Here is a 23,703-nt window from a genome sequence, read left to right on the forward strand (position 1 = left end):
AAGGCCGCGATTTTAGCCATAGCGGTTTTTTTATTTAAGTATGAAAATACTACAGTTGCTGCACCTTGCTTTTTAAGGCTTCCATTTGTTCAATAATATGTTTGATCATCAACTGGGAAACGCGTGAAATCTGGCGTTTAGGCGCAACACAGAGAGCAATAGTCAGCGGATGCAGCCCTTTTTCAGAGATAGGTTTAAACACCACTTCATCCCGCTCGACATAGGGTAAAACATCGAGATAACTAAAAATTCCAATCCCGGTATTCGCCTTAATGAGAGTATTCATCAGGCGGATATCATTCGATTCAGTTTTACGTGCAGGTATAAATTGATGATGTTTATACAGTGCCTGTACATAATCATGAATAATCAGGGGCTCGGCCGGAATAAAATGGTTGTCATTCAAGGTATCTGAAAAATAAATCTTTTCTGCTTGAGCAAGAGGATGGGATTTACCCATTACAAAACCTAAAGGCAGTTCCAGAAAATGGAGGACTTCAATATGTTGATGGGACTTTGGATTCAGGATCAGGCCAAAATCCAGTTCTGCCTCAATCACTTTTTTGGCTACGATTTCACTGTCTGCGACCCGGATATTAAAATTAATCCAGGGATAGTGTTCATACATATATTGCACGGACTGCATGACAAAACCATCATTTAAGGCAGAAATTAAACCAAATTCGATGGTCCCACGCGTAAGTCCCTGAATTTCATCAAAGCGAATCCGGGTTTGCTGGAATTCTTTTTGCCATTTCATAACATCGGCATAGAGTAATTCGCCCGCCAGTGTCAGTTTTAAACCATTGGGCAAACGTTCAAATAACACAATTCCCAGTTCTTCTTCAGCCAAAGCAATTTGCCGATGTACTGCAGACACGGAAATGAATAATTGATCTGCGGCCTTGCGTAAACTTCCCGATTTCGCCACCGCGATAAAATATTCTGAAAATCGGGAAAAAGGCGTATTCATCAATTTAGTCAAGCGAAGTACCACCGTTTATTCATATCAATACTGAAGATAACCGTGCTTATGCGAGTTTTATGCCAAAGAAGGTAGCTTTAATCGGCAAGTACATTTGTACATGGTTGATGTGTTCTAATTTTAAGAATGAATAGTACGAATCATTCTAATAGACAGAATGACAATAAATTAAGTAATTTCAATCATAAGCAAAGCCAAAATTGCACAGATATGCAATGTTCGAGGCCTGTAAAAAGAGACCATCCACAGTAAGAATATAGGTTTGATATGAACGCCATTCCAGTCATCAATTTATTCAATAAACCCTGCTATAGCCAGTTTGATGATCAGGACTGGGATATTCTGGCTCGTCACTGGTATCCGGTTGCACGGATTCAGGACGTTTCTATCCAACCGCAACAAGTGACTCTGCTTGATGTCAAACTAGCATTGTACAAAACAGAAAGTGGCGATATTCATCTGGTCCGAGATATCTGTCCACACCGGGGTGTACCCTTAACCAAAGGCTGGGTTTCGGGTGAAAATCTGGTCTGTCCTTACCATGGTCTACACTACAATGGACAGGGTAAATGTATCAAAATTCCTGCACAACCTGAGCTGACCAGTATTTCTGAGCGTTTTTCTCTGACTAAATTTCCAGTAGTGCAAAAATATGGCTTGATCTGGACCAGTATTTTTGACCGTGACGAAGCAAAAGCCAATTTCCCTGTTTTAGATACCTGGGAGATGCCAGATCATCAGGCAATTTTACCGCCGTTTGTGGATATTGCCGGCTCAAGTGGCCGTCAACTGGAAGGCTTTATTGATGTTGCACATTTTGCTTGGGTTCATCAGGGTTCTTTCGCAGATCCTGAAAATCAGGTTGTACCCAAGTACACGACAGAACGTACAGATTACGGCCTGCATACCGAATATGTCAGCAGTGTCAGCAACTACCCACATGGTATGCAAGATTTGGCGCCAGAAGGTTTTTTGTGGAAACGAGTATTTGATGTCTATCCACCGTTTTCTGCAGTGCTTACCGTACATTTCCCAGAACAGGGACAATTAAAAATTCTTAATGCCTGTTGTCCGGTCTCACACAATAAAACCCGTTTATTTGTTCCACTGACACGCAACTTCGATACTACAGGGGATTTACAGGCGGTATATGACTTTAATGCACAAATTTTTGCCGAAGATCAGGACATGGTGGAAAGTCAAAAACCCGAAGAGCTACCCCTGGATATTTCCATGGAAGCGCATTTTGAAGCAGATCGTTCTTCAACGACCTATCGTCGAATCTTAGCCGAGTGGGGATTAAGTAAACGTTATATTGTCTAATATATTTTAAAATTTAAAAATATGGATTAAATTTTAAATAGAAACCCTATATTTCAATATAGTGGTTTTTATTTATATTATTTTTGAATGATCAAAATATTATTTATATGTCCTTATTTCTTAATTAAAATTGATTAATATTTTCAAAATTTGGAAATTAAATAAATCAATCCAGGCAAGCTCCGATTAGAGATTTCCAACCTCCTTCAATGAGGAGAGAAAATAAAAATATCTACAGAACATCATCCTTTCGGCGCATTACAAGCTAAACCCAACTATCAAAAAAACTATTAATCTATTTAAATATTAATAATTTATATCAAAAACAATTCCACTCCCTCAATGAGTCTCAATACATGATTCTATCATCTACATCTATCTTTGCTCATGAAAAATATGAAGCTTGGATTAAAAAAAGGAATGCGCAAATTTAAGGCATTTTATTTTATCGCACCACTAATAAGCAAAAATAAAAAATAAATCCATTTGATAAATTAAATTCCCTATCAATCATAAAATAAGCTTTTATAAATTTAATATCATTACGCCTTAATTAAATTATAAAAACAAAAAACATTTTATTTTAAAACCCTATTTTTATTATTTTTAATAAAAACTGGAATGCTTATTGCTAATTATATATTGAACAGACTGAGCACATTTGAGTGAAGTCATTTTAAAGCATGTGTTGTATGACACAGAACAACCAAGAGCAGAATAAAATGAAAGAAAAAAATAGCTTCAAAACCGGATTGAAAAAATTGGTAGGGGTGTTAATGGCAAGCGGTATGATGAGCATGGCCGCTGTCGCCAATGTTCAGGCCCAAGATAAAGCCGCATTTGTTTATATTGGCCCAACCAGTGACCATGGCTGGACCTATTCTCATGATCAAGGCAGGATTAAGGCTGAAAAAACCCTCGCAGGAAAATATAAAACCTCTTATATTGAAAATGTCCCTGAAACAGCAGATGCCGAACGTGTGATCCGCAACCTGGCACAACAAGGCAATAAAGTCATTTTTGCGACTTCGTTTGGTTATATGAATGCAATGGAGAAAGTATCCAAGCAATTTCCCAATACAGTATTTATGCATGCAACCGGTTATAAGCAGGGGAAAAATTTAGGAGTGTATGATGTCCGTACCTATGAAGGCGCTTATATGCTGGGTGTGGTCGCAGGGCAAAAAACCAAAAATAATGTTTTGGGTGTAGTTGCGTCTTTTCCGATTCCTGAAGTCATCCGTAATATCAATGCCTATACCCTCGGTGCACAAAGTGTAAATCCAAAAATTAAAACCAAAGTCATTTGGGTGAATTCATGGTTTAACCCGGGCAAAGAACGTGATGCAGCCTTGGCATTGATTGCTCAAGGTGCAGATGTGCTGATGCAAAATACCGATTCTCCGGCAGTGGTACAGGCGGCTGAACAAAAAGGTGTCTTTGCTTTTGGCTGGGACTCTGACATGAGCAAATTTGGCCCTAAAGCGCATCTTGCCGCATCGGTTTTACATTGGGAAAAAATTTACACCCCGGTAATGATGCAAGTCAGCAATAAAACCTGGAAACCAAGTGCAATGTGGTACGGCGTGAAACAAAAAGCAGTCGATATTGAAAGCTTTGGTCCTTCCGTGTCGGCAGCCTCTAAAGCAAAAGCACTCAGCGTACGTGACGGTATTTTAAAAGGCACATTGCATCCATTTACCGGCCCGATTCATAAACAGGATGGCACATTGGTCTTGGCAAAGGGCAAGCGCCTAGATGATGCGGCACTAAGCAAAATGAATTACTACGTGAAGGGCGTAGAGGGTTCATTACCGAAATAAAGCTTTGTCATTTTGCAATTCAAAAAACTTTAAATACTTTGATGTACTTTCCCGCATCCATCTGAATGCCTGCACGCTTCAGATGGATGCCGCACTGTCACAGCATTGAATAGGGCACTGATGATGACCTCTCAACACGATAGATCTGCTCATGCGCAAGAGTTGAACGCACGTTCTTCTTCAGGTGTACCGCGTTTACAGCTCATCAATATCTGTAAAAGTTACAATTCATTGAAAGCGAATGACCAGATACATTTAACCGTTCAACCTGGGCAAATTCATGCCATTTTGGGTGAAAATGGTGCTGGCAAAAGTACCCTGATGAAAATCATTTATGGGGCAACCAAGGCAAATCAGGGACAAATCCTCTGGAACGGTAAAGAAGTTCATATTGATAACCCGTCGATGGCAAGAAAGCTCGGGATTGGCATGGTCTATCAGCATTTCTCTTTGTTTGAAACCTTGACCGTAGTAGAAAATATTTTGCTGGGACTGGATGAAAAAATTAACTTAAAAATACTGAGCCAAAAAATCATTGAAGTTTCAGAACAATACGGTTTACCCATTGATCCACGCCGCGAAGTACATTCTTTATCGGTAGGTGAGCGGCAACGTGTCGAAATTATTCGCTGCCTTTTGCAAAACCCGGCTTTAATTATTCTAGATGAGCCGACTTCGGTACTGACGCCACAAGCAGTAAGGCAACTGTTTAAAACCTTACGTTTATTGGCCTCCCAAGGCGTTTCAATTTTATATATCAGTCATAAATTACATGAGATCAAAGAACTTTGTGATGAAGCAACCATCTTGCGCAATGGCCGTGTGACCGGAAATGTCGATCCTAAAAAAAACAGCACCAGTGATTTAGCACGTTTAATGATTGGCCGTGATTTACCGACCTATCTACGCCCTGAATATACAGGTGAAAAACAGGTGCTATTCCAAGTCGAGAATCTGGCTTACCAGTCTGATGACCCATTTGGCGTGTCGCTGAAAAATATCAATTTAAATATTTGTGCCGGTGAAATTGTCGGTATTGCCGGGATTTCTGGCAATGGGCAAGCAGAATTACTGTCTTTATTGTCGGGTGAAAACAGCCTGAAACATGGCCGGATGGTTCTGGATCAAATCGATATTTCCCGATTCAGTCCTGGACAACGGCGTGACTTGGGCCTGGGCTTTGTCCCTGAAGAACGTTTGGGCCGAGGAGCAGTTCCGAACATGACACTGTCCCAGAATGCCTTACTGACTGCATTTCGGCAGAACCTGACGCAATGGGGATTAATCAAGTTTTTGCAATGTAAGCTTTTTGCCGAGCACTGTATTGAAAAATTCGGGGTGAAAGCCAGTGGTGCAGAGGCTGAAGCACGTTCCTTGTCGGGTGGAAATTTACAAAAATTTATTGTAGGCCGGGAAATTTTGCAAAATCCGAAATTCCTGATTGTGGCTCAACCGACCTGGGGTGTTGATGTCGGCGCGTCCATGTTTATCCGGCAAACCCTGATTGATCTCTCTCGACAAGGTGTTGCCATTTTGGTGATTTCAGAAGAATTAGAAGAGCTGTTTGAAATCAGTGATCGTCTCTGTGTATTGGCCAATGGTGAACTATCTCCAGCGATGCCTACCCATGAAACCAATACTGAAAATGTTGGGGTCTTGATGTCAGGTATTTCAAGTCATGACACTGCGATCATCGTAGAGGAGCAGCAAGCTCATGCTTAATATAGCCAAAAAACAAATATACAGGTTGAGAGGAGAGCGACATGCATTTACTGGAACCGCGTGAACATCCATCTCACATCATGAAGTGGCTTTCACCGCTCATTGCGCTGCTGGCCATGCTGATTGTCGGTAGCATTTTATTTTTAATGTTGGGGATTAATCCCGCGCAAGCCATGTACATCTTCTTTATTGAACCGCTGACTTCCTCTTATGGTTGGAGTGAACTGGCAGTGAAAGCCGGGCCTCTGATTCTGATTGCCTTGGGGCTGGCGGTTGGATTTCGAGCCAAATTATTCAATATTGGTGCTGAAGGTCAGCTTACCATCGGGGCAATTTTTGGCGGTGGTATTGCGATTTTATTTCATGATCAAATCGGTTGGTGGGTTCTCCCGTTAATGATCGTCATGGGCGCACTTGGTGGGGCACTCTGGGGCGCAATTCCTGCCTTACTGAAAACCCATTTTAATGCCGAAGAAACCCTGACCACCCTGATGATGAATTATGTTGCAGTATGTGTGTTGCTATATCTGGTCAATGGTCCCTGGCGTGATCCTGAAGGGATGAACTTCCCACAATCGGTGGTTTTTAGTGAGAGTGCAACGCTGCCCTTCATTGTAGAAGGCACACGCATTAATGCCTCTATCTTTATCACTTTTTTTGCAGTCCTCCTGTTCTGGGTTTTTATGCGTAAAAGTCTAACGGCCTATAAACTGGAAGTCAGCGGTCAGGCACCGTTAGCTGCCAAATACGCAGGTTTTTCTTCCTCCAAAGCGATCTGGATGAGTCTGGTGATTTCCGGAATGATGGCAGGTATTGCCGGAATCTGTGAAGTGGCTGGACCTATTGGTCAGCTGAATCCGAACCTGTCCCCAGGTTATGGCTATGCAGCGATTATCGTGGCCTATCTCGGGCGTTTAAACCCCATCGGTATTGTGCTGTCAGGCTGTTTTATGGCGCTGATTTATCTGGGCGGTGAAATGGCACAAATGCAGCTCCAGCTTCCGGTCGCGATTACCGGTATCTTCCAGGGCCTGCTGTTATTTTTCCTGTTGGCTTCCGATGCCTTAATTGAAAACCGTTACCGGTTTAGCAAAAAAATGGCGTCACCGGTCCCTCAGCCTACAGCAACCACCCTTTAACCCAATGTTGTCTACAGCAAAAGGAAGCATGATATGGCTTTAGAATTAACCGCAATTCTTGCAGGTACTGTTGCGGCAGCAACACCACTGATTTTCGCAGGTCTGGGGGAATTGGTCACACAGCGGACTGGTGTGATTAATCTTGGAGTAGAAGGGATGATGCTGGTCGGTGCAATTGCAGGTTTTGCTTTTGCTGCGCAATACGATGCCAGTGTATTAAGTGCCTTATTGATGGGTGGTCTGGCAGGCATGCTGATGGCCCTGATTTTTGCCTTTTTTACCTTGTCTTTAAGTACCAATCAATCCGCGTGTGGTTTGGCTTTAACCATTTTTGGACTCGGTATCTCTGCATTTTTGGGTCAGAACTACGTCAGTATGGCTTTACCGGGTCTGGCTAATTTTAATATTCCACTATTAGCGGATATTCCAGTATTGGGTCCGATTTTGTTCCAGCAAAACTATGTGGTGTATTTGTCGATCTTGAGCTTTTTTCTGGTGTGGTTTGTCTTGGCGAAAACCCGTTTGGGCTTATTGCTTAAAGCAGTTGGAGAATCACCGGAAAGTGCGCATGCCATGGGTTACCACGTGTTGGCGATTCGTTATGGCGCAGTACTATTTGGCGGTTTGATGGCAGGGGTTGGCGGAGCATTTTTATCAACCGTATATACCCCGATGTGGATTGAAAATATGGTGGCAGGCCGCGGCTGGATCGCCATTGCACTGGTAGTATTTGCGGTGTGGAAACCCACACGTTTAATGCTCGGCGCTTACCTGTTTGGGGGCGTCACCATTTTACAATTTCACGCCCAGGCGCTTGGAATCAAGGTTCCGAACGAGCTGCTTGCCGCATTGCCCTATATAGCCACCATTGTGGTACTGGTCATGATTTCGCGGAATAAAAAAGTACTCAAAATGAATTTGCCATCTTCTTTAGGTAAAACCTTCGTGCCATAACCGTAGCCATTCATCATAAATAGAATAGATTTGAGTATAAATCATGAAAATTTTAACAGCTTCCTATGTCCTCACCATGAACACGCAGAATGAATGTATTAAAAATGGCGCGATACTAATTGATGGCGACAAAATAAAAGCAGTGGGTACATTGGCACAGTTAACTCAATGCTATCCAGAGGTGCTCATTGAGGATTACCCACAAACGATCCTGATGCCGGGCTTGATCAATACCCATTGTCATTCCGGTTTATTGCGTGGCACGGCAGAAGGATTACCGGTTTGGGATTGGTTACAGCAGTATATTGACCCGATGCACCGAGTATTGACACCAGAGGATGCGAAGATTGCTTCTTATTTGTGTTATGCCGAGGCACTTTTGTCGGGAACCACCACCATTGTCGATATGTGGCGCTATATGGACGGAAGTGCTGAAGCTGCGCAAGCGTTGGGAATTCGTGCTGTTCTTGTACCTTATGTCGCAGAGCATCCGGATCACAATTATTTTGAAACCTTAAAAAGTAACGAAGCTTTAATCAACCGTTGGCATCAGCAGGCGAATGGACGTATTCAGGTTTGGGTAGGTTTAGAGCACCTGTTTTATGCTGAAGCTTCAGCATTAAGCCGTATTGAGAAACTTTGTCGGGATTATAAAACCGGTTTTCATACCCACAGCAATGAAAGCCAATTTGATGTACAGGAAAACCTGCACCGTTCAGGTATTCGCCCGATTGAGAGTCTGCAAAAACTGGGTTTGCTGGATCTGCCTAAAACCTTGTTGTCACATTGCGTGTGGGCAGATACAAATGAAATTCAGATTTTAAGGCGACATGCAGTCGGTGTAGCCCATAACCCGATTTCCAATATGAAATTGGCCTCCGGTGCAGCACCTGTGGTTGAAATGCTACGTCAAGGTGTTGCGGTAGGTTTGGGTACGGACGGCGAAAAAGAAAACAATAATCTGGATCTATTTGAAGAAATGAAAACAGCATCATTATTGGCAAAGTTTTCGAATTTAGATGCGGCTGCTCTGGATGCTTGGTCAGTCTGTCAAATGGCTACGATTACAGGAGCTAAAGCCTTAGGTATGCAAGATGAAATTGGTTCATTGGAAGTCGGGAAACAGGTAGACCTGATTGCAGTCAAACTGGATACACCACGGATGACGCCGTTGATCGATCATGGAAAATTATTTAATCTGCATACCAATTTAGTCCATGCAGTTCAAGGCCAAGATGTGGTCATGACGATGGTGGCGGGACAGACTGTGGTTAAAAATGGCCGTTTGATCAATGCCGATTTACAGGCTTTGATCGATCAGGTCAATCAAGCGGCACCACGTTTATTTGAACGTCGTGATCAGTGGTTTGCAAAGCAGGAGCAAACGGTGAATGAATTACAGCGGGAAGAATTTTGAGGTCTCAGCGATGGTTGAGGTTATCTATTGATGATAGAACGACCTCAGATACCAAATTCTCATCTGCACTCATCAAGAGTTTAGACTTAGAGTGAATCAATATTAAGTGCATATCTGGGTGATTACTCTTGGGTGCTGAGAGATAGGCTGGAATTTGCATAATATGAGAGCTTGTTTCTGCTGAATTGAATCGGATTTTTTCAAGTCACATTTTCTAACGAATGATTTAAATGAAATTAAACAGAGTGAATGGACTGATATTTTCTAAACTTTAGATGAGTTTCATTCATTCACTCCTAAAATGTATCTAATCCACTATAAACCATTCTTCGAATTTATCACTCATTTTCATCCACTTAATATTCGATAGAATTTATTTTAAGTTATTAATAATCATTATTTTAACATCTATTAAACACTATAATTACATAGAGGAAATCTTTCATATTTTTCTTCAATAAGTGATCTTGATATCTTAAGAACAACCAATCATGAGTAATATTCACTTTTCATTGAGTTTAAATCATTTTTATTCATCTTAACGTTCAAGTATAACTAGGCTCATTCAGAAATTTGGTTATTAGAACTTAGGGCAGTGGATCACAATGAGTAAAAAGTTTGCATGTTCAATTAAGCGCATTCGTTTTGACGAAAACTATCAACCTACAGATAGCACACGTCTGACGACGAACTTTGCCAATTTGGCGCGTGGCGAAAGTCGCGAACAGAATTTGCGTAACACTCTACGAATGATCAATAACCGTTTTAATGCATTGGCACATTGGGATAATCCAAAAGCAGACCGTTATTCAGTTGAAATCGACATCATTTCAGTCGACTTGGATGTTGAAGGAAATGGCAAAAAGTTCCCTGCAATTGAAACTTTAAAAATCACGATTATTGATCATCAAACCAATCAGCGTATTGATGGCATGATTGGCAACAGTTTCTCGTCTTATGTCCGCGATTATGATTTTAGCGTGGTACTTCCTGAACATATCAAGAAAAATCCAGCCTCGACCAAGCCAGAAAATTTTGGTGATTTACACGGCAAGCTTTATCAATATCTCGTCAATTCTGAAGTATTTAAAGCAGAATTTAAAAAACAGCCGGTGATTTGTTTGAGCGTTTCAACCTCGAAAACCTATTACCGTACAGCGAATGTGCATCCTGTATTAGGTATGGAATATAAAAATGATGAGCATTCACGAACCGATGAATACTTCGCAAAAATGGGCTTAACCGTTCGTTATTTCAAACCTGAAAATGCTGCTGCACCTTTAGCATTTTATTTCGCAGGTGACTTATTACGTGATTATAACGATCTGGAGTTGATCAGTGCGATCAGCACCATGGAAAGCTTCCAAAAGATTTATCGTCCTGAAATTTATAATGCGAATTCTGCTGCGGGTCAGGTGTATCAACCCAGCCTTGAGTACCCAGATTATTCATTGACTCAAATTGTGTATGACCGTGTTGAGCGTGGTCAGTTAGCCGTGAAACAAGGGAAGTGGACGGAAGAACACTTTATCAAACCTTATAAAGACATTCTGGAGCAATGGGCTGCCGAGTTCACGATCACAAATATTGCCGACCAAGAACGCGCTGCTTAATACACCACATTATTTTACGAATATAGAGATAGAAGATTAGACATGGCACTTTTACAACCTAAAAAGCTACTCCCAACATCAACTGCTGGCAGCTTACCGAAACCATCTTGGCTGGCAGAACCTGAAAAACTTTGGTCACCCTGGAAATTGGAAGGCCAGGAATTATTGGACGCAAAACAAGATGCACTGCGTTTGTCATTGCATGAGCAACAGCAGGCAGGCATTGATATTGTCAGCGATGGAGAACAAACCCGTCAGCATTTTGTGACCACATTTATTGAGCACCTTGAAGGCGTTGACTTCAATCAGCGTGAAACGGTCAAAATCCGTGACCGTTATGAAGCGAGCGTTCCATCTGTAGTCGGTGAAGTTTCTCGCCAGAAACCGGTCTTTGTTGAAGATGCCAAATTCTTACGTTCACTCACAGATCAGCCGATTAAATGGGCACTTCCTGGCCCAATGACCATGATTGATACCTTATATGATGGTCACTACAAAAGCCGCGAAAAACTCGCTTGGGAATTTGCCAAGATCCTAAACCAGGAAGCTCGTGAACTTGAAGCCGCCGGCGTAGATATTATCCAATTTGATGAACCTGCATTTAACGTGTTCTTCGATGAAGTGAATGACTGGGGTGTAGCGACTCTAGAGCGTGCACTTGAAGGTCTGAAGTGTGAAACTGCGGTACACATTTGCTATGGTTATGGTATTAAAGCCAATACAGACTGGAAAAAGACCTTAGGCTCAGAATGGCGCCAATACGAAGAAGCATTTCCGAAACTGCAAAAATCAAAAATTGATATTGTTTCGCTTGAATGTCATAACTCACGTGTCCCGATGGATCTGATCGAATTGATTCGTGGTAAAAAAGTCATGGTCGGTGCTATTGATGTCGCAAGCAATCAAATTGAAACAGCTGAAGAAGTAGCAAACACTTTACGTAAAGCACTTCGGTTTGTGGATGCAGACAAACTATATCCATCAACCAACTGTGGCATGGCGCCACTTGGTCGCCAAGTCGCACGTGGCAAACTCAATGCGCTCAGTGCGGGTGCTGAAATTATTCGTCAGGAATTATCTCGCTAATTAAAGTGAATCCATGATGCTTTTAAAAGATTGAAAGCATCATTTGAGTGATATAACGTTCTTTATAAAAAGTTGAATGTTGGAATACGGTGATGGTTGAAGCGACAGACTTTAGAAACGCAATGTCTTTATTAACAAGTGCAGTAAATGTAGTGACCACGATGGGCGATTCAGGTCGTCATGGCTTTACTGCCTCTGCCGTGTGTAGCGTGACCGATACACCACCGACCTTATTGGTTTGTATGAATAGATCATCGCGTTCTTATACCAACTTTATTGAAAATAAAGTGCTGTGCGTAAATGTACTGAGTACAGATCAGGCGAATCTTTCAAATGCTTTTGCATCTTCAAAATTCAGTTCTGAACAACGATTTGAACAGGGTAAATGGTCGGCTTTAGAAACGGGTTCTCCTGTACTTCAAGATGCACTGGTGAGCTTTGATTGTGAAATTGGGCAGATCCAGGAAGTCGGTACACATACGATTTTGATTTGTCCGATTATTGCCATTCAACAGAATCAGGAAGATCAAGCCCTGGTTTATTTTAACCGTGCCTATCATCAGGTCGGGGAAACAGAGTCTGTCTAATCGTGGATCTGATGTAGGATAAAAATATTTTAGATTTAAAAGCTTATTAACTTCTGTAATTTTGATTAAACTGCCTATCAAGAATAGGAAATTAGTTATACCGAGAATAAAAATAGAGGGCAGATTGATCCAATAATTTACTGCTATCTATATCCCAGAATTTAAAGATACAGTGGTTAAATTGCTGGGCTGCTTTAAAAAACTGTTTATATACTAAAAATACGCACTGTCACTGGATGACACAAGGTGAATGCTCTTGAATATGCTTTTGCAAAGTTTATCGTTTCAGGAATTACTGACCATCATGCTGTCGGCATTAGGCTGTGGACTTTTAATTGGGCTTGAGCGTGAACGTCATAAAAACAATAACAATGAGCAGAGTTTTGCAGGATTAAGATCATTTACGATTACAGCCTTATTGGGGGCTTCATGTTTCCTTTTGCATCTTTATATTGGAGTAATAGGAGCCGTCGCGGTCAGCCTGTTCTGTGTGTATAGCCTGTTTCAACAAAAACAAGATATCGGTTCTACCACTGAACTGGCCTTTTTGATGACCTATATCATTGGCGCTGTTTGTGTGTGGAATATTCCACTTGCTGCAGGGATGGCGGTACTACTCACTATCATCCTGATGGGCAAACAGACATTGCATCAATTTGCCGGAAAAACGATCCAAAGCTATGAGTTAAGAGATGGACTACTTTTATTGGCTTTGATATTGATTGCGTTGCCGGTCATGCCCAATAAGTCCTTGTGGGGCGCCGTACTGAATCCATATATCATCCTAAAATTACTCATTTTAATCTTGATTGTGCAGTCCATGGCACATGTAGCAAAACGAATTTTGTCCAATGATAAGGCTCTCATTTTATCTGCTTTAGCCTCGGGATTTGTCTCCAGTACGGCCACAATTGCCAGTTTGGGCATGCAAGTCCGATCCGGACAGGCCAGTGCAAAATTAAATGCAGGTGCTGGATTGATCTCCTGTATTGCCACCTTATTACAGCTCTTGCTGATTGTTCTGGGAGTGAGCGTAGAATGGTTCAAGTTCTTGCTGATTCCGAGTTTGGTAGGGATCGGAATTTTATGTATTGCTGCCGGATTCTTGATTTATCGAACTCCCCAAGCGGATAACAGTACGAGCATCAATGAAATACAAGAAATTGATAGCCGGATGTTCAGTATAAAAGAAGCAGTAATTATTGCGGTAAGTTTGACCTTAATCCAGGCTGGGATTTACGGCGCGAATCTTTTACTGGGGGATAGCGGCTTAATTTTAGGCACTTTTTTAGCCTCTTTATTTGAAGTGCATGCTGCTGTAGCAGGTGTAGTGATACAGGGAAATCCTCATAACCTGACTTTAATTTATGCTGTCATGATTGGACTTGCGGCACATGCAGTGTCTAAAAGTATCAATTCTTTTGTGACCGGGGGATGGAAGTTTTTTCTATATTTTGCGCCTAGCCAGATTCTACATATGTTAGGACTTATCTTTATTCTTCTGAGTTTGAAATAAAGAAGGGCTGGTTTGCATATATTATGAAATGATCCAATTATTTTAAGCCATTTTTAAGTTTCAAATTCTAGGCTAAAGCATCTTAAAGTCTTTGAGCCACGGATCATGCTGAAGCTGTTTTCCCATTCGTCTTTTTTTAGTCAGCGACCTAAAAAGTCGATTAGTCTTTCAGGCTTCAACATGTTACTGGCTATTTGGCTGGGATTGATCCTAAACTTTGCTTTCTATCAGAAAATTCACGAATTTACGCCTTATACCAATCTGAAAGCAGGCCTGTTACTGGTCGCCACGGCACTGATCATTATTGCGTTTTACAATCTGGTATTACAGTGGCTGAACTGGAAATGGAATGCCAAAATACTGGCCAGTGTCCTGATTATTCTGGGCGGTTTTAGTGCTTATTTTGTCAATAGTCTGGGGGTCGTTATTACGCCAGACCAGATCCAGAATATGCTGCAAACCGATGCCCGTGAAGTTCGAGATCTCTGGTCAATGCGACTGGTCATCTGGACACTGGTGTTTGTGGTTTTTCCACTCTGCGTCATCTGGATGCTTAAAATTCAGCCTGCATCGCTAGGGCGTCAAATCTTACAAAAAGGCTTGAGCAGTGTAGTCTCACTCGGACTGATTCTAGGTTTATTGTTCTGTTTCTATGTCGATTATGCAGCCATCTTCCGCGAGCACCGCGACCTGAAGGGTATGCTTTCTCCACAAAACAGCATCGCGTCCACCTTGTCCTATTATAAAAAGAAAGCACCTAAGGCGAATTTACCTTTAATTACTTATGCCGAAGATGCTCATCTGCTACAGCAGGCCCAAATGCAGGAACATCCCAAATTGATGGTGCTGGTTGTTGGAGAAACTGCACGTGCCGAGAGTTTTGCTTTAAATGGCTATGCGCGCAATACCAATCCTGAACTGAGCAAGTTAGCGGTGATTAATTTTAGTCAAGTCAGTTCCTGTGGCACAGCAACTGCCGTTTCAGTCCCGTGTATGTTTTCGGGCATGTCACGTGAAACCTATGATGAACAGCTCGCCAGCCACCGAGAAGGTTTGCTGGATATTGCCCAGCGCGCCGGTTATCAGGTAACCTGGATCGATAATAACTCGGGCTGTAAAGGTGCCTGTGACCGGGTACAAAAATACCAGATTCCGGCACAACTGAAACAGAAGTGGTGTGATGCTGCTGGTGAATGTTTTGATGAAATCCTGGTGGATAGCTTGAAAGATTATCTGGCGCATCTGGATAAAAACAACCCGAAACCACAATTAATTGTACTGCATCAGATGGGCAGTCATGGCCCCGCATATTTCAAGCGTTCCAAAACGCCGTATCAACCATTTCAACCAACCTGTAATAGCAATGCCATTCAGGGCTGCAGTACAGAAGAATTAAAGAATAGCTATGATAATTCGATTGTATATACAGACCATGTTCTTGCCCAGATCGTTGAAACTTTAAAGCAGCAAACTCAATATCAGACCGGTTTCTGGTACCTGTCTGATCATGGGGAATCCACTGGAGAGCATGGTTTATACCTGCATGGTGCACCTTATAGTATGGCGCCGACCCAGCAAACCCATGTCCCGATGCTGATGTGGTTCTCCGATGCCTGGAAGCAGCAGAATACCCAGCAGGTCAGCTGTCTTAAAGGGCAGACCGAACAGGCCCGTAGTCAGGATCATCTTTTCCCCAGCTTATTAAGTTTACTGGATATAAAAACGCAAGTGACTGAAGCTAAAAATGATATGCTTGCACAATGCTCACCATCATTAAAGAATAGAGCTTGAAATGCATAAAATACTGATTATTGAAGACGACTTTATGATTGCCGAGTCGACTGAAACATTGCTCAAGCTGCATCAGTTTGATGTGTACTGGGTCAATAATGGGATTGAGGGTTTAAAACAGTTACAGCAGCAGGCCTATGATATTGTCCTGCTCGATTTAGGCTTGCCGATGATGGATGGTATGCTGGTGCTAAAAAATATCCGGCAGAAGTTTCCAAATTTACCGGTACTGATTATCTCCGCCCGTGATCAGTTACAAAACCGGGTAGATGGGCTGAATCAGGGAGCAGATGACTATTTAATCAAGCCTTATGAATTTGACGAGTTACTGGCCCGTATTCATGCCTTAATACGCCGTAGTGGTTTAAAAAATACCGGGATAGATACGAATAAGAAATTATCACACAGTGGTTTGGAACTAGATCTGGAGCAGCATATCGCTCTGTTTAATGGACAGGCTATAGAATTATCCAACCGGGAATGGTCTATCTTAATGGCCATGCTAAATCATCCGAATAAAATTTTTTCCAAGAATGATCTGGAAGACAAGCTTTATGATTTTGACAGTGATGTCAGCAGTAATACGGTGGAAGTCTATATCCATCATCTGCGGGCAAAACTAGGAAAAGACTTCATACGTACCATACGTGGGCTAGGGTATCGCTTAGGATGAGCACCATGCAAAAACGTTATTCCTTGCAAAAACGTCTGGTTATTTATATTTCATTATTTAGCGTGGTACTGGGCTGTGTGCTAATCTTTGCAGCATACCGGATTGCGCTCGAAGAAATTAATGAAGTACTGGATAAACAGATGCAAAGTCTGGCAGAGCGCATTTCAGAAAATCATCCGCAACCCTTACAAAGCCAAATTGATCTGGCAAAACAATACAGTGAAGAAGATTTATTTGTAGATATCTGGTCCTATACAGATACAGCCACTTCCTTCCATCCGCAGGATGTTCTGGTGGCACCGGTCAGGAAAGCAGGTTTCTACAAGCATCAAACGCCATATGGAACCTGGTTAACTTATATTATTCCTGGTAAGCAATTACAGATTCAGGTGAGCCAGCAGCAAAATGTCCGGCAGGAACTGGCGCTGGAACTGGCAGCTAATATGTTTCTTCCTTACGTACTTTTTTTACCTTTTGCAGTGTTTGGCTTAGGCTGGATGATCCGGAAAAATTTTCAGCCACTCAATGACTTTAAAACTGAATTGGCCAGCCGCAAGGCACAAGACTTAAAGCCAATTGCAATGAAAGATTATCCCCTGGAGCTGGAACCGACCATTCAGGAAATGAATTATCTGTTTGGCCGAATTTCTCTGGCCCAACAGGAACAACGTCAATTTGTAGCGGATTCTGCACATGAATTACGCACGCCACTGACGGCCTTGAATTTACAGCTACAAATTTTGCTACAGCAGTTCCCTCAGAGCGAATCTATCCATAATTTGAGTCAAGGCATTTTGCGCATGCAGCATCTGGTCAACCAGTTATTAAGTCTGGCCAAACAGGATGTGACCGAAGGTTTAAGCGAACCTGTTCAATTGCTATCACTGAATCAAATGACAGTCACCTGTATCGAAGAGCTGATTCAACTGGCGCTACAGAAAGACATTGATTTAGGGGTAGAGCAGCAGCAGGAACTATTGATTCAGGGCCAGGCTTCGGCCTTGCACTCGATTATTTATAATTTAATTGATAATGCGATTAAATATAGTCCGAAGGATGGCGTGATTAATGTGTCGATTTTCCAGCAAGGCCATCAGGCAGTTTTACAGATTGAAGACAGTGGTACAGGGATAGATCCCGCTCAATTCAATCAGATCCGGCAACGCTTCTACCGGATACATAACCATGCAGAAATTGGCAGCGGTTTGGGTTTATCCATTGTAGATAAAGCCACCGAGCGCTTGGGTGGAACACTAGAATTTTCGCGAAGTGTCAATCTGAGTGGCCTTTGTGTACAGGTCAAGTTTCCTTTGGCCAAAGCCTAAGCAAATAGGCTTCTAGTTTTTGGAGTTAAGGTTGCCTGATACTAGAGCGTATAGGAGTGGTCTTTTCTATTGGTAGTTTGTGGCTAAACAGCGTATAGCCAATGACATTGATGCACCAGATAATCCAGCCAGTCCATAAATTATGACTCAGGAAATGTGCTCCGCGCATCATTTGTGCCCAGCCCATGGCCAACCCTAAAATTACTGCACCGATCAGAAGAAAATAAGCACGCTTGCGGTTAGAAATACGATAAACAAAATAGCCGGCCATTAACGCAAAACCACTAGATGCATGCCCTCCAGGAAAACAGTGGCCTGCAGTGGCACTAAAATCCCACAAAATCCCATTATGGGTAGGTATGGTCATATCCCAGGGACAGGCATGGGCTGACTGGGATTTTAAAATTCCGATCGAGGCTGTGGTCAGCACTACCATGCTAAAAAAATAGCCAAATTCCCAGCGCCGTATATACCAGTTCTGCCATTTCAGTGATGCCAACCAGCCCAGTAATAATGTGATATACACTAGAATCAGCAGGTCTTTAACATAGCGATGATTGAGTTCTGCCAGTGCCCATTGTTTTCGAAGGGGAAATTGACCCTGATCATCGATAAAGGGATAGATGAGCTGTAAGTCCAGCACTCCTCCAATGTCAAAGAAGTTGAGAAGAATCAAAAAACTGAAGATCAAAAGTAAAGTTTGGGTCAGTAAAAACCGGGAACGGTCAGTGATCATTTTTAAGTTGTCCATTTCAGGCAGTAGCAAGAGCAGAGGTCAAATCAAATGACCAGCCAAAATGATGCCCCAGGTCAGGGCAATTAAACTAAGTGCTACAAACTGAGCCGCACTGCCCATATCCTTGGCATTTTTAGACAGTTCATGCCGTTCCATGGAAATCCGGTCTACCACTGCCTCTATCGCTGAGTTAATCAGTTCAATGATCAACGCCAATAGGCACACGGCGACCATCAGTGCTTGCTCAACCCGGCTAACCGGCATCCAAAAGCTTAGAGGAATCAAAATAAGGTTGATCAGCAGAATTTGCCGGAAGGCGGCCTCATTTTGAAAGGCGGTTTTAAAACCAGCCAGGGAATAACGGGTCGCATTAAAAATACGCTGCGTTCCTGAGGTGCCTTTATAAGGTGAGCGGTAGGAAGACATAGAACAGTTTCAGTTAACAAGAGATAGGATTAACTTAAATTTTCAATCTTAAAATGCTCTTAAAAAAACCGGCCGTTCTCTGGATTTTTTATACACACAGCTTTTACATTCTTTTGCACAAAATTAAGAATTTTTTAAGTTTGGGCTTCTATCTTGAGTAGCAAGTTAATTTCGTGGTGTGAGCCAAATGATCAAGTTCAGTTTTGATCCTTATTTATCTAGTCAGATTCACTTTCTAAATACATATTTCAAGCAGCCTGAATATAAAAAACAAATCAATCACAATAAATTTTTACTACAAGTACCTCCGGCGTATCCGGTAATTTCAGCACAGGATCAATCGCTACATTTGACGGTCAAAACTGTAGAACAAAGCGAGACACCTGAACGCCGTAGCCTGGAACATTTTATTCAGGAAAAATATCAGCAAGTCCATCAGGCCACTGTATCGAGCTTCTCTTCGACCCTGTTTGCAGGTTATCAAGGCGCCGAGATGCAGGTGGTGATTGGTATGCAGCATTTAAATCAATTTAATGCCTTTCTGGAACAGTATCTCGATGAACCCGTTGAAAACACATTAAGTAAACTGAGCCAAACCCAGGTCAGTCGAGACAAAGTGGTAGAAATTGGCAATCTTGCAGCACTAGATATGGACAAAGCCAAACTGATGGTGGCCTTTCTGGTTTTTCATCTCTCGCAGCAACACATCGAATGGGCAGTATGTACCGGGACAGCCGCTGTGCGTTATGTGCTGCAACAAATGGGATTACATTTTCATGTGCTTGAAAAGGCTGACCCGCAAGTCCTTGGAGAGGCACAACGCCTGTGGGGCAGTTATTACCAGCAGAAACCTTATGTGCTGGCGATTGATGTGGCAGAGGCCCTACAAGTCGCTCGTCAATTTTATCAATTTAGTCATTAAAGCATTTTGCTTGATCAGCGAGGCACAGAATTTAAATGATGACTGCTTTATTTGAACGTATCAGCCTGCAAGCACGACAATATCCGCAGCTAGAAGCGGTAGTCACCACACAGGCAACCCTCAGCTATGCGGAGCTACAGCAGCGGGTAGAATTATTGAGTGCCGGTTTCAAGCAGCTTAATCTGCGCCATCTGGCCTTATGGGGCGTGAGCAGCATCGACTGGATTGTGGTCGATCTTGCCGCACAAAAAGCCGGCATGACTGTAATACCTGTTCCTCTATTTTTTACTGTAGCCCAAGTACGGCATCTGCTTTCCGACAGCCAAACAGAGCTGCTCTGTATTCTGGATGAATCTTTCTCTGCACCAGAATGGCTGTTAAATCTGGCTCAAGACATGAGTAGAGATGAGATTTTTATTGCTGGCCAGCTACATGCACGCTTTTTTCAGCTAGAACAGGCAGTACAGTATTCATCTTCTTTACAAACCCAGCAGCCGGCAAAAATCACCTATACCTCTGGCAGTACGGGGACACCGAAAGGCGTGTGTCTGGCTGAAGACACCATAGAATCAATTACGCATTCACTCAGTCATGCATTGGCCAGCAGTCAGCTTGGACGGCATTTGTGCCTGATTCCATTTGCCACCTTGCTGGAAAATATTGCCGGCATTTATGTCGCACTGAGCATGGGGCGCGCTGTAGTAGTCGGTGAGGTGAGCCAGTTTGGCCTGACATCTAATCATACTTTTGATACACAACGGTTTGTAAATGCACTGCAGAGCTATCAAATCGAAAGTGTGATTTTATTACCGCAGATGCTGAAAGCGATTGTGGAATATAGCGCTGAACACGGGGCTGCAGGTTTCAAGACGCTGAAATTTATTGCGGTCGGTGGAGGGAAAGTCTCTGCTGATTTACTCAAACAGTGTAAGCAACTTAACCTTCCGGTTTATGAGGGTTATGGCCTGTCCGAGTGTGCCTCGGTGGTCAGTCTGAATCTGCCGGGTGCACGCCGCATTGGCAGTGTGGGCCGGATTTTACCGCATGTCGAAGTTGAGATTGCAGCCAACAGCGAAGTAGTAGTGAAGGGTAATGCCATGCTGGGTTATGTCAATGACATGACTGCGACACCGTATATTCATACGGGTGATGCCGGATATTTTGATGAGGATGGCTATTTGTACATTACCGGACGCATCAAGCAGATAATTATCAGCAGTTTTGGACGCAATATTTCCCCGGAATGGGTCGAATCCAACAGTCTGACCGAGCCGGAAATCCAGCAGATTGCCATTTTTGGCGAAGCCCAACCATATCTGTCGGCCGTGATTTATGCCCCTGATGATACGCAAGACCAGCAACTGGTAGCAGCGATTCAGCGGGCCAATAGCCGGATGCCGGATTATGCCCAGATCAAACATTGGTGTAAGTCTCCAGAGCCCTTTTCCCTGAACAACCAGATGTTGACCGACAACGGCAAACTGCGCAGACAGCAGATTCAGCAAAATTTTCAGGCTGAACTGATGCCGGACGAGTCCCAACTTATTTTGCATAGTTCACAGACCCATAGATCTATCGAATGAGAGAGAACACATGAATATTGCACAGCAAGCTTTGCACACCACACCTAATCAGATTAAAACGCAATTGGTAGAACAGGGCTGGGTCTTGTTAAGACATGAACACTATGACGTGACCTCGTTTAGTGAACTCATGAATAGGCTATGCCAGCGGCTGACTTATGATCCTGCACGCGAAAATGTCACTCGTCAGTCCCAGAAAGTTGATGCAGGTAGCCAGGCCATGGGACTTCATATTGAAAATGGCACAACGCCTTTACCGCCCGATATTATCGCCTTTTTCAGTGAAAAAAGTGCTTCGCGCGGTTCGCAGACTACCTTATGTGATGGGCATGAAGTCTGGAAAAATATGTCGGATGCGCTCAAGCAGAAATTCTCCAAGCCGATGACCATTAGCCGTTATTTACCCAAACCGATCTGGCAGAAATATGTGGCCACTGCCTTGAATATTGAAAATTCAGAGCAGGTCGGCCAGCTGGAATTAGAACGCTTTATCGAGATGGTGCCTGGACAGCGGATCAGTCCCGCACATGATGGGGGAGTGCACTACCATTTAAATATGCCGATGGTCCGCCATGACAATCTTAAGGGTGTTCCAGCCTTTGCCAATACCTTACTGGGGCCTTCTTACAATTATGAAAAACCCCGTTTTTATTTTGCAGACGGTTCAGAAATTAGTCCGGACTTACTCGTAGAACTGGCAGAGCGTTGTGAAACCCAGACCTCAGAAATTGACTGGCAGGATGGTGATCTGGTGATCATTGATAACAAACGCTTTATGCATGGCCGACGTGAAATCTTGGTACCACTTGAACAGCGCAAGCTATACATCTGTATGGGACTGGGCTTGAATCCTGACTTTTAAGCAAAGCAGAAAGAGACATCTTAAAAAATTCAACGATAAGAGAAATGATCTATGTCCAATTTAACAGCAGTTCTTCTAGGTGCGACCGGTGGCATCGGACAGGCCATTGCCGATATTCTTGGGAAAAATGGCCTGAATCTGGTTCTGGTCGGACGTAATGAACGGACTTTACAAAAATTAGGTGAAAAACTGGCGCAGTGTTATCCGGATATACAACTGCAAGGGATCTGCTGTGACCTGGCCGAGCAGCACAGCCGTAACGATTTGCTAGGTGCGCTGGCCGAACTGAATACCCCCATTCACTATTACATCAATAATGCCGGTATCAATGATTTCAGTCTGTTCTCACAGCAGTCACAGGAAGTGATGGAACAGATGATGCTGATTAATGTGGTCTATCCCTTGCAACTGGTGCAAGGCATGATTCCATTGATGTCAAAAACTCAGCCAAGCCAGATCATTCATATCGGTTCTACTTTCGGTAGCATTGGCTATCCGGGTTATGTCAGTTATTGTGCCAGTAAATTCGCCTTGCGCGGTGCCACCGAAGCGCTTGCACGTGAGTATGCTAAGACCTCAATTCAATTTCGTTATTTTTCACCAAGGGCAACGATCACGGAAATGAATGATGCAAATGTCACAGAAATGAATCAGGCACTGGGAACTAAAATGGATGATCCTGATTTTGTCGCACAAGAGTTTTATCATTTCTTACAGAAAGATTGTCAGTCGTATCAGGTCGGTTATCCTGAAAAGATCTTTGTGAAGGTAAATCAGGTTTTACCCAATATAGTTTCTGGTTCGATTGAAAAAGATCTGGATACTATTTATAGATATGCTGATCCAAATATGTTTTTTTAACAGTTAAAGGTATACACACAAGGAAACTCCAAAATTAACTTTTATGGATAATAACTTTGAAAGAGTGCTGTCACAGAGATTCCATTTAACATAATATACATTATACGAAATACTATTGTTAGAACCCATTTAAAGTGTCTATATTCTCACCAATAAAAATGTCTGGTTTATGATGGTTTTTATCACCATGGACTGGATATAAAATATGGATGCTGATCACTATGTCTGATAAAGAAATTCAACGTCTTGCAGTTCTGCAAGACGTTAGAGATCATCGTCTGTCTCTTATACACATCTGACGCTGCCGACGATCTTACGCGTCTCTCCCTCCTTCCTCCCTCCCTCTTCCTCCATCTCAC

Annotated in this window: 20 protein-coding genes; 17 read left to right on the plus strand and 3 right to left on the minus strand. The window is 42.7% G+C overall.

Annotated elements, in window-relative coordinates; all coding sequences use genetic code 11:
- Positions 1–49: 49 nt before the first annotated feature.
- The gene (locus tag BFN00_RS05470) at positions 50–973 is read right to left on the minus strand and encodes a LysR family transcriptional regulator (RefSeq protein ID WP_071850700.1); all 924 of its coding nucleotides are present in this window, start codon (positions 971–973) and stop codon (positions 50–52) included.
- Positions 974–1,252: 279 nt separating this feature from the next.
- Between BFN00_RS05470 and BFN00_RS05475 the strand changes: the two genes are divergently transcribed.
- From BFN00_RS05475 to BFN00_RS05535, 13 genes are all read left to right on the plus strand, one after another.
- Positions 1,253–2,308: a Rieske 2Fe-2S domain-containing protein gene (locus BFN00_RS05475; RefSeq protein WP_071850701.1), complete on the plus strand. Its 1,056-nt coding sequence runs from the start codon at positions 1,253–1,255 to the stop codon at positions 2,306–2,308.
- A 722-nt stretch (positions 2,309–3,030) separates the two neighbouring features.
- On the plus strand, positions 3,031–4,131 hold the full coding sequence (locus tag BFN00_RS05480; RefSeq protein ID WP_005251735.1) for a BMP family ABC transporter substrate-binding protein: 1,101 nt from the start codon (positions 3,031–3,033) through the stop codon (positions 4,129–4,131).
- Positions 4,132–4,251: 120 nt separating this feature from the next.
- Positions 4,252–5,853, plus strand: a complete 1,602-nt coding sequence (locus BFN00_RS05485) for an ABC transporter ATP-binding protein (RefSeq protein ID WP_071850702.1) — start codon at positions 4,252–4,254, stop codon at positions 5,851–5,853.
- A 41-nt stretch (positions 5,854–5,894) separates the two neighbouring features.
- Positions 5,895–6,992, plus strand: a complete 1,098-nt coding sequence (locus tag BFN00_RS05490; protein WP_071850703.1) for an ABC transporter permease — start codon at positions 5,895–5,897, stop codon at positions 6,990–6,992.
- Between the two features lie 33 nt (positions 6,993–7,025).
- Entirely contained in the window at positions 7,026–7,946 is a 921-nt protein-coding gene (locus tag BFN00_RS05495; protein ID WP_071850704.1) for an ABC transporter permease, read from the plus strand.
- 43 nt (positions 7,947–7,989) lie between these two features.
- Positions 7,990–9,363, plus strand: a complete 1,374-nt coding sequence (locus tag BFN00_RS05500; protein ID WP_071850705.1) for an amidohydrolase family protein — start codon at positions 7,990–7,992, stop codon at positions 9,361–9,363.
- A gap of 605 nt (positions 9,364–9,968) precedes the next feature.
- Positions 9,969–10,976, plus strand: a complete 1,008-nt coding sequence (locus BFN00_RS05505; RefSeq protein WP_071850706.1) for a DUF1852 domain-containing protein — start codon at positions 9,969–9,971, stop codon at positions 10,974–10,976.
- Positions 10,977–11,018: 42 nt separating this feature from the next.
- Positions 11,019–12,062 (plus strand): methionine synthase, encoded by a 1,044-nt coding sequence (locus BFN00_RS05510; protein WP_071850707.1) that lies wholly within the window; start codon positions 11,019–11,021, stop codon positions 12,060–12,062.
- A gap of 92 nt (positions 12,063–12,154) precedes the next feature.
- A complete protein-coding gene (locus BFN00_RS05515) occupies positions 12,155–12,649 on the plus strand; it encodes a flavin reductase (RefSeq protein ID WP_071850708.1) in 495 nt (164 codons plus the stop codon).
- Positions 12,650–12,911: 262 nt separating this feature from the next.
- A complete protein-coding gene (locus tag BFN00_RS05520) occupies positions 12,912–14,165 on the plus strand; it encodes an MgtC/SapB family protein (RefSeq protein ID WP_502686040.1) in 1,254 nt (417 codons plus the stop codon).
- 105 nt (positions 14,166–14,270) lie between these two features.
- A complete protein-coding gene (locus BFN00_RS05525; protein ID WP_071850709.1) occupies positions 14,271–15,956 on the plus strand; it encodes a phosphoethanolamine transferase in 1,686 nt (561 codons plus the stop codon).
- Between the two features lies 1 nt (position 15,957).
- Positions 15,958–16,629 (plus strand): response regulator transcription factor, encoded by a 672-nt coding sequence (locus BFN00_RS05530; RefSeq protein WP_071850710.1) that lies wholly within the window; start codon positions 15,958–15,960, stop codon positions 16,627–16,629.
- Positions 16,630–16,634: 5 nt separating this feature from the next.
- Positions 16,635–17,954 carry a sensor histidine kinase gene (locus tag BFN00_RS05535; RefSeq protein WP_071850719.1) on the plus strand — a complete coding sequence of 440 codons (1,320 nt, stop codon included), beginning with the start codon at positions 16,635–16,637 and terminating at the stop codon, positions 17,952–17,954.
- Positions 17,955–17,979: 25 nt separating this feature from the next.
- Here BFN00_RS05535 and BFN00_RS05540 read toward each other — a convergent pair whose 3' ends face one another.
- Entirely contained in the window at positions 17,980–18,690 is a 711-nt protein-coding gene (locus tag BFN00_RS05540) for a phosphatase PAP2 family protein (RefSeq protein ID WP_071850720.1), read from the minus strand.
- Between the two features lie 39 nt (positions 18,691–18,729).
- Positions 18,730–19,116 (minus strand): diacylglycerol kinase, encoded by a 387-nt coding sequence (locus BFN00_RS05545; RefSeq protein WP_004280235.1) that lies wholly within the window; start codon positions 19,114–19,116, stop codon positions 18,730–18,732.
- A gap of 187 nt (positions 19,117–19,303) precedes the next feature.
- Here BFN00_RS05545 and BFN00_RS05550 point away from each other — a divergent pair, with 187 nt between their 5' ends.
- Genes BFN00_RS05550 through BFN00_RS05565 form a run of 4 tightly spaced genes read left to right on the plus strand, consistent with a single transcriptional unit; the run spans position 19,304 to position 23,344 of the window.
- Positions 19,304–20,038, plus strand: a complete 735-nt coding sequence (locus BFN00_RS05550) for a thermostable hemolysin (protein ID WP_004280234.1) — start codon at positions 19,304–19,306, stop codon at positions 20,036–20,038.
- Positions 20,039–20,076: 38 nt separating this feature from the next.
- Positions 20,077–21,621, plus strand: coding sequence for an AMP-binding protein (locus BFN00_RS05555; protein WP_249449784.1), 1,545 nt, complete (start codon positions 20,077–20,079; stop codon positions 21,619–21,621).
- Between the two features lie 10 nt (positions 21,622–21,631).
- Positions 21,632–22,483, plus strand: a complete 852-nt coding sequence (locus tag BFN00_RS05560; RefSeq protein ID WP_071850712.1) for a TauD/TfdA family dioxygenase — start codon at positions 21,632–21,634, stop codon at positions 22,481–22,483.
- A 51-nt stretch (positions 22,484–22,534) separates the two neighbouring features.
- A complete protein-coding gene (locus BFN00_RS05565; protein WP_071850713.1) occupies positions 22,535–23,344 on the plus strand; it encodes an SDR family oxidoreductase in 810 nt (269 codons plus the stop codon).
- The last annotated feature ends 359 nt before the right edge of the window (positions 23,345–23,703 follow it).

Origin of the sequence: Acinetobacter sp. AR2-3 (assembly GCF_001878775.1) — a bacterium.
Lineage (GTDB): Bacteria > Pseudomonadota > Gammaproteobacteria > Pseudomonadales > Moraxellaceae > Acinetobacter > Acinetobacter lwoffii_D.

Bases quoted from the DNA above. Each gene is read 5' to 3' on its own strand.
- BFN00_RS05535 (WP_071850719.1), top strand. From the start codon at position 16,635: ATGCAAAAACGTTATTCCTTGCAAAAACGTCTGGTTATTTATATTTCA.
- BFN00_RS05510 (WP_071850707.1), top strand. From the start codon at position 11,019: ATGGCACTTTTACAACCTAAAAAGCTACTCCCAACATCAACTGCTGGC.
- BFN00_RS05505 (WP_071850706.1), top strand. From the start codon at position 9,969: ATGAGTAAAAAGTTTGCATGTTCAATTAAGCGCATTCGTTTTGACGAA.
- BFN00_RS05520 (WP_502686040.1), top strand. From the start codon at position 12,912: ATGCTTTTGCAAAGTTTATCGTTTCAGGAATTACTGACCATCATGCTG.
- BFN00_RS05495 (WP_071850704.1), top strand. From the start codon at position 7,026: ATGGCTTTAGAATTAACCGCAATTCTTGCAGGTACTGTTGCGGCAGCA.
- BFN00_RS05555 (WP_249449784.1), top strand. From the start codon at position 20,077: ATGACTGCTTTATTTGAACGTATCAGCCTGCAAGCACGACAATATCCG.
- BFN00_RS05485 (WP_071850702.1), top strand. From the start codon at position 4,252: ATGATGACCTCTCAACACGATAGATCTGCTCATGCGCAAGAGTTGAAC.
- BFN00_RS05500 (WP_071850705.1), top strand. From the start codon at position 7,990: ATGAAAATTTTAACAGCTTCCTATGTCCTCACCATGAACACGCAGAAT.
- BFN00_RS05525 (WP_071850709.1), top strand. From the start codon at position 14,271: ATGCTGAAGCTGTTTTCCCATTCGTCTTTTTTTAGTCAGCGACCTAAA.
- BFN00_RS05565 (WP_071850713.1), top strand. From the start codon at position 22,535: ATGTCCAATTTAACAGCAGTTCTTCTAGGTGCGACCGGTGGCATCGGA.
- BFN00_RS05540 (WP_071850720.1), bottom strand. From the start codon at position 18,690: ATGATCACTGACCGTTCCCGGTTTTTACTGACCCAAACTTTACTTTTG.
- BFN00_RS05470 (WP_071850700.1), bottom strand. From the start codon at position 973: ATGAATACGCCTTTTTCCCGATTTTCAGAATATTTTATCGCGGTGGCG.
- BFN00_RS05550 (WP_004280234.1), top strand. From the start codon at position 19,304: ATGATCAAGTTCAGTTTTGATCCTTATTTATCTAGTCAGATTCACTTT.
- BFN00_RS05475 (WP_071850701.1), top strand. From the start codon at position 1,253: ATGAACGCCATTCCAGTCATCAATTTATTCAATAAACCCTGCTATAGC.
- BFN00_RS05490 (WP_071850703.1), top strand. From the start codon at position 5,895: ATGCATTTACTGGAACCGCGTGAACATCCATCTCACATCATGAAGTGG.
- BFN00_RS05560 (WP_071850712.1), top strand. From the start codon at position 21,632: ATGAATATTGCACAGCAAGCTTTGCACACCACACCTAATCAGATTAAA.
- BFN00_RS05480 (WP_005251735.1), top strand. From the start codon at position 3,031: ATGAAAGAAAAAAATAGCTTCAAAACCGGATTGAAAAAATTGGTAGGG.
- BFN00_RS05515 (WP_071850708.1), top strand. From the start codon at position 12,155: ATGGTTGAAGCGACAGACTTTAGAAACGCAATGTCTTTATTAACAAGT.
- BFN00_RS05545 (WP_004280235.1), bottom strand. From the start codon at position 19,116: ATGTCTTCCTACCGCTCACCTTATAAAGGCACCTCAGGAACGCAGCGT.
- BFN00_RS05530 (WP_071850710.1), top strand. From the start codon at position 15,958: ATGCATAAAATACTGATTATTGAAGACGACTTTATGATTGCCGAGTCG.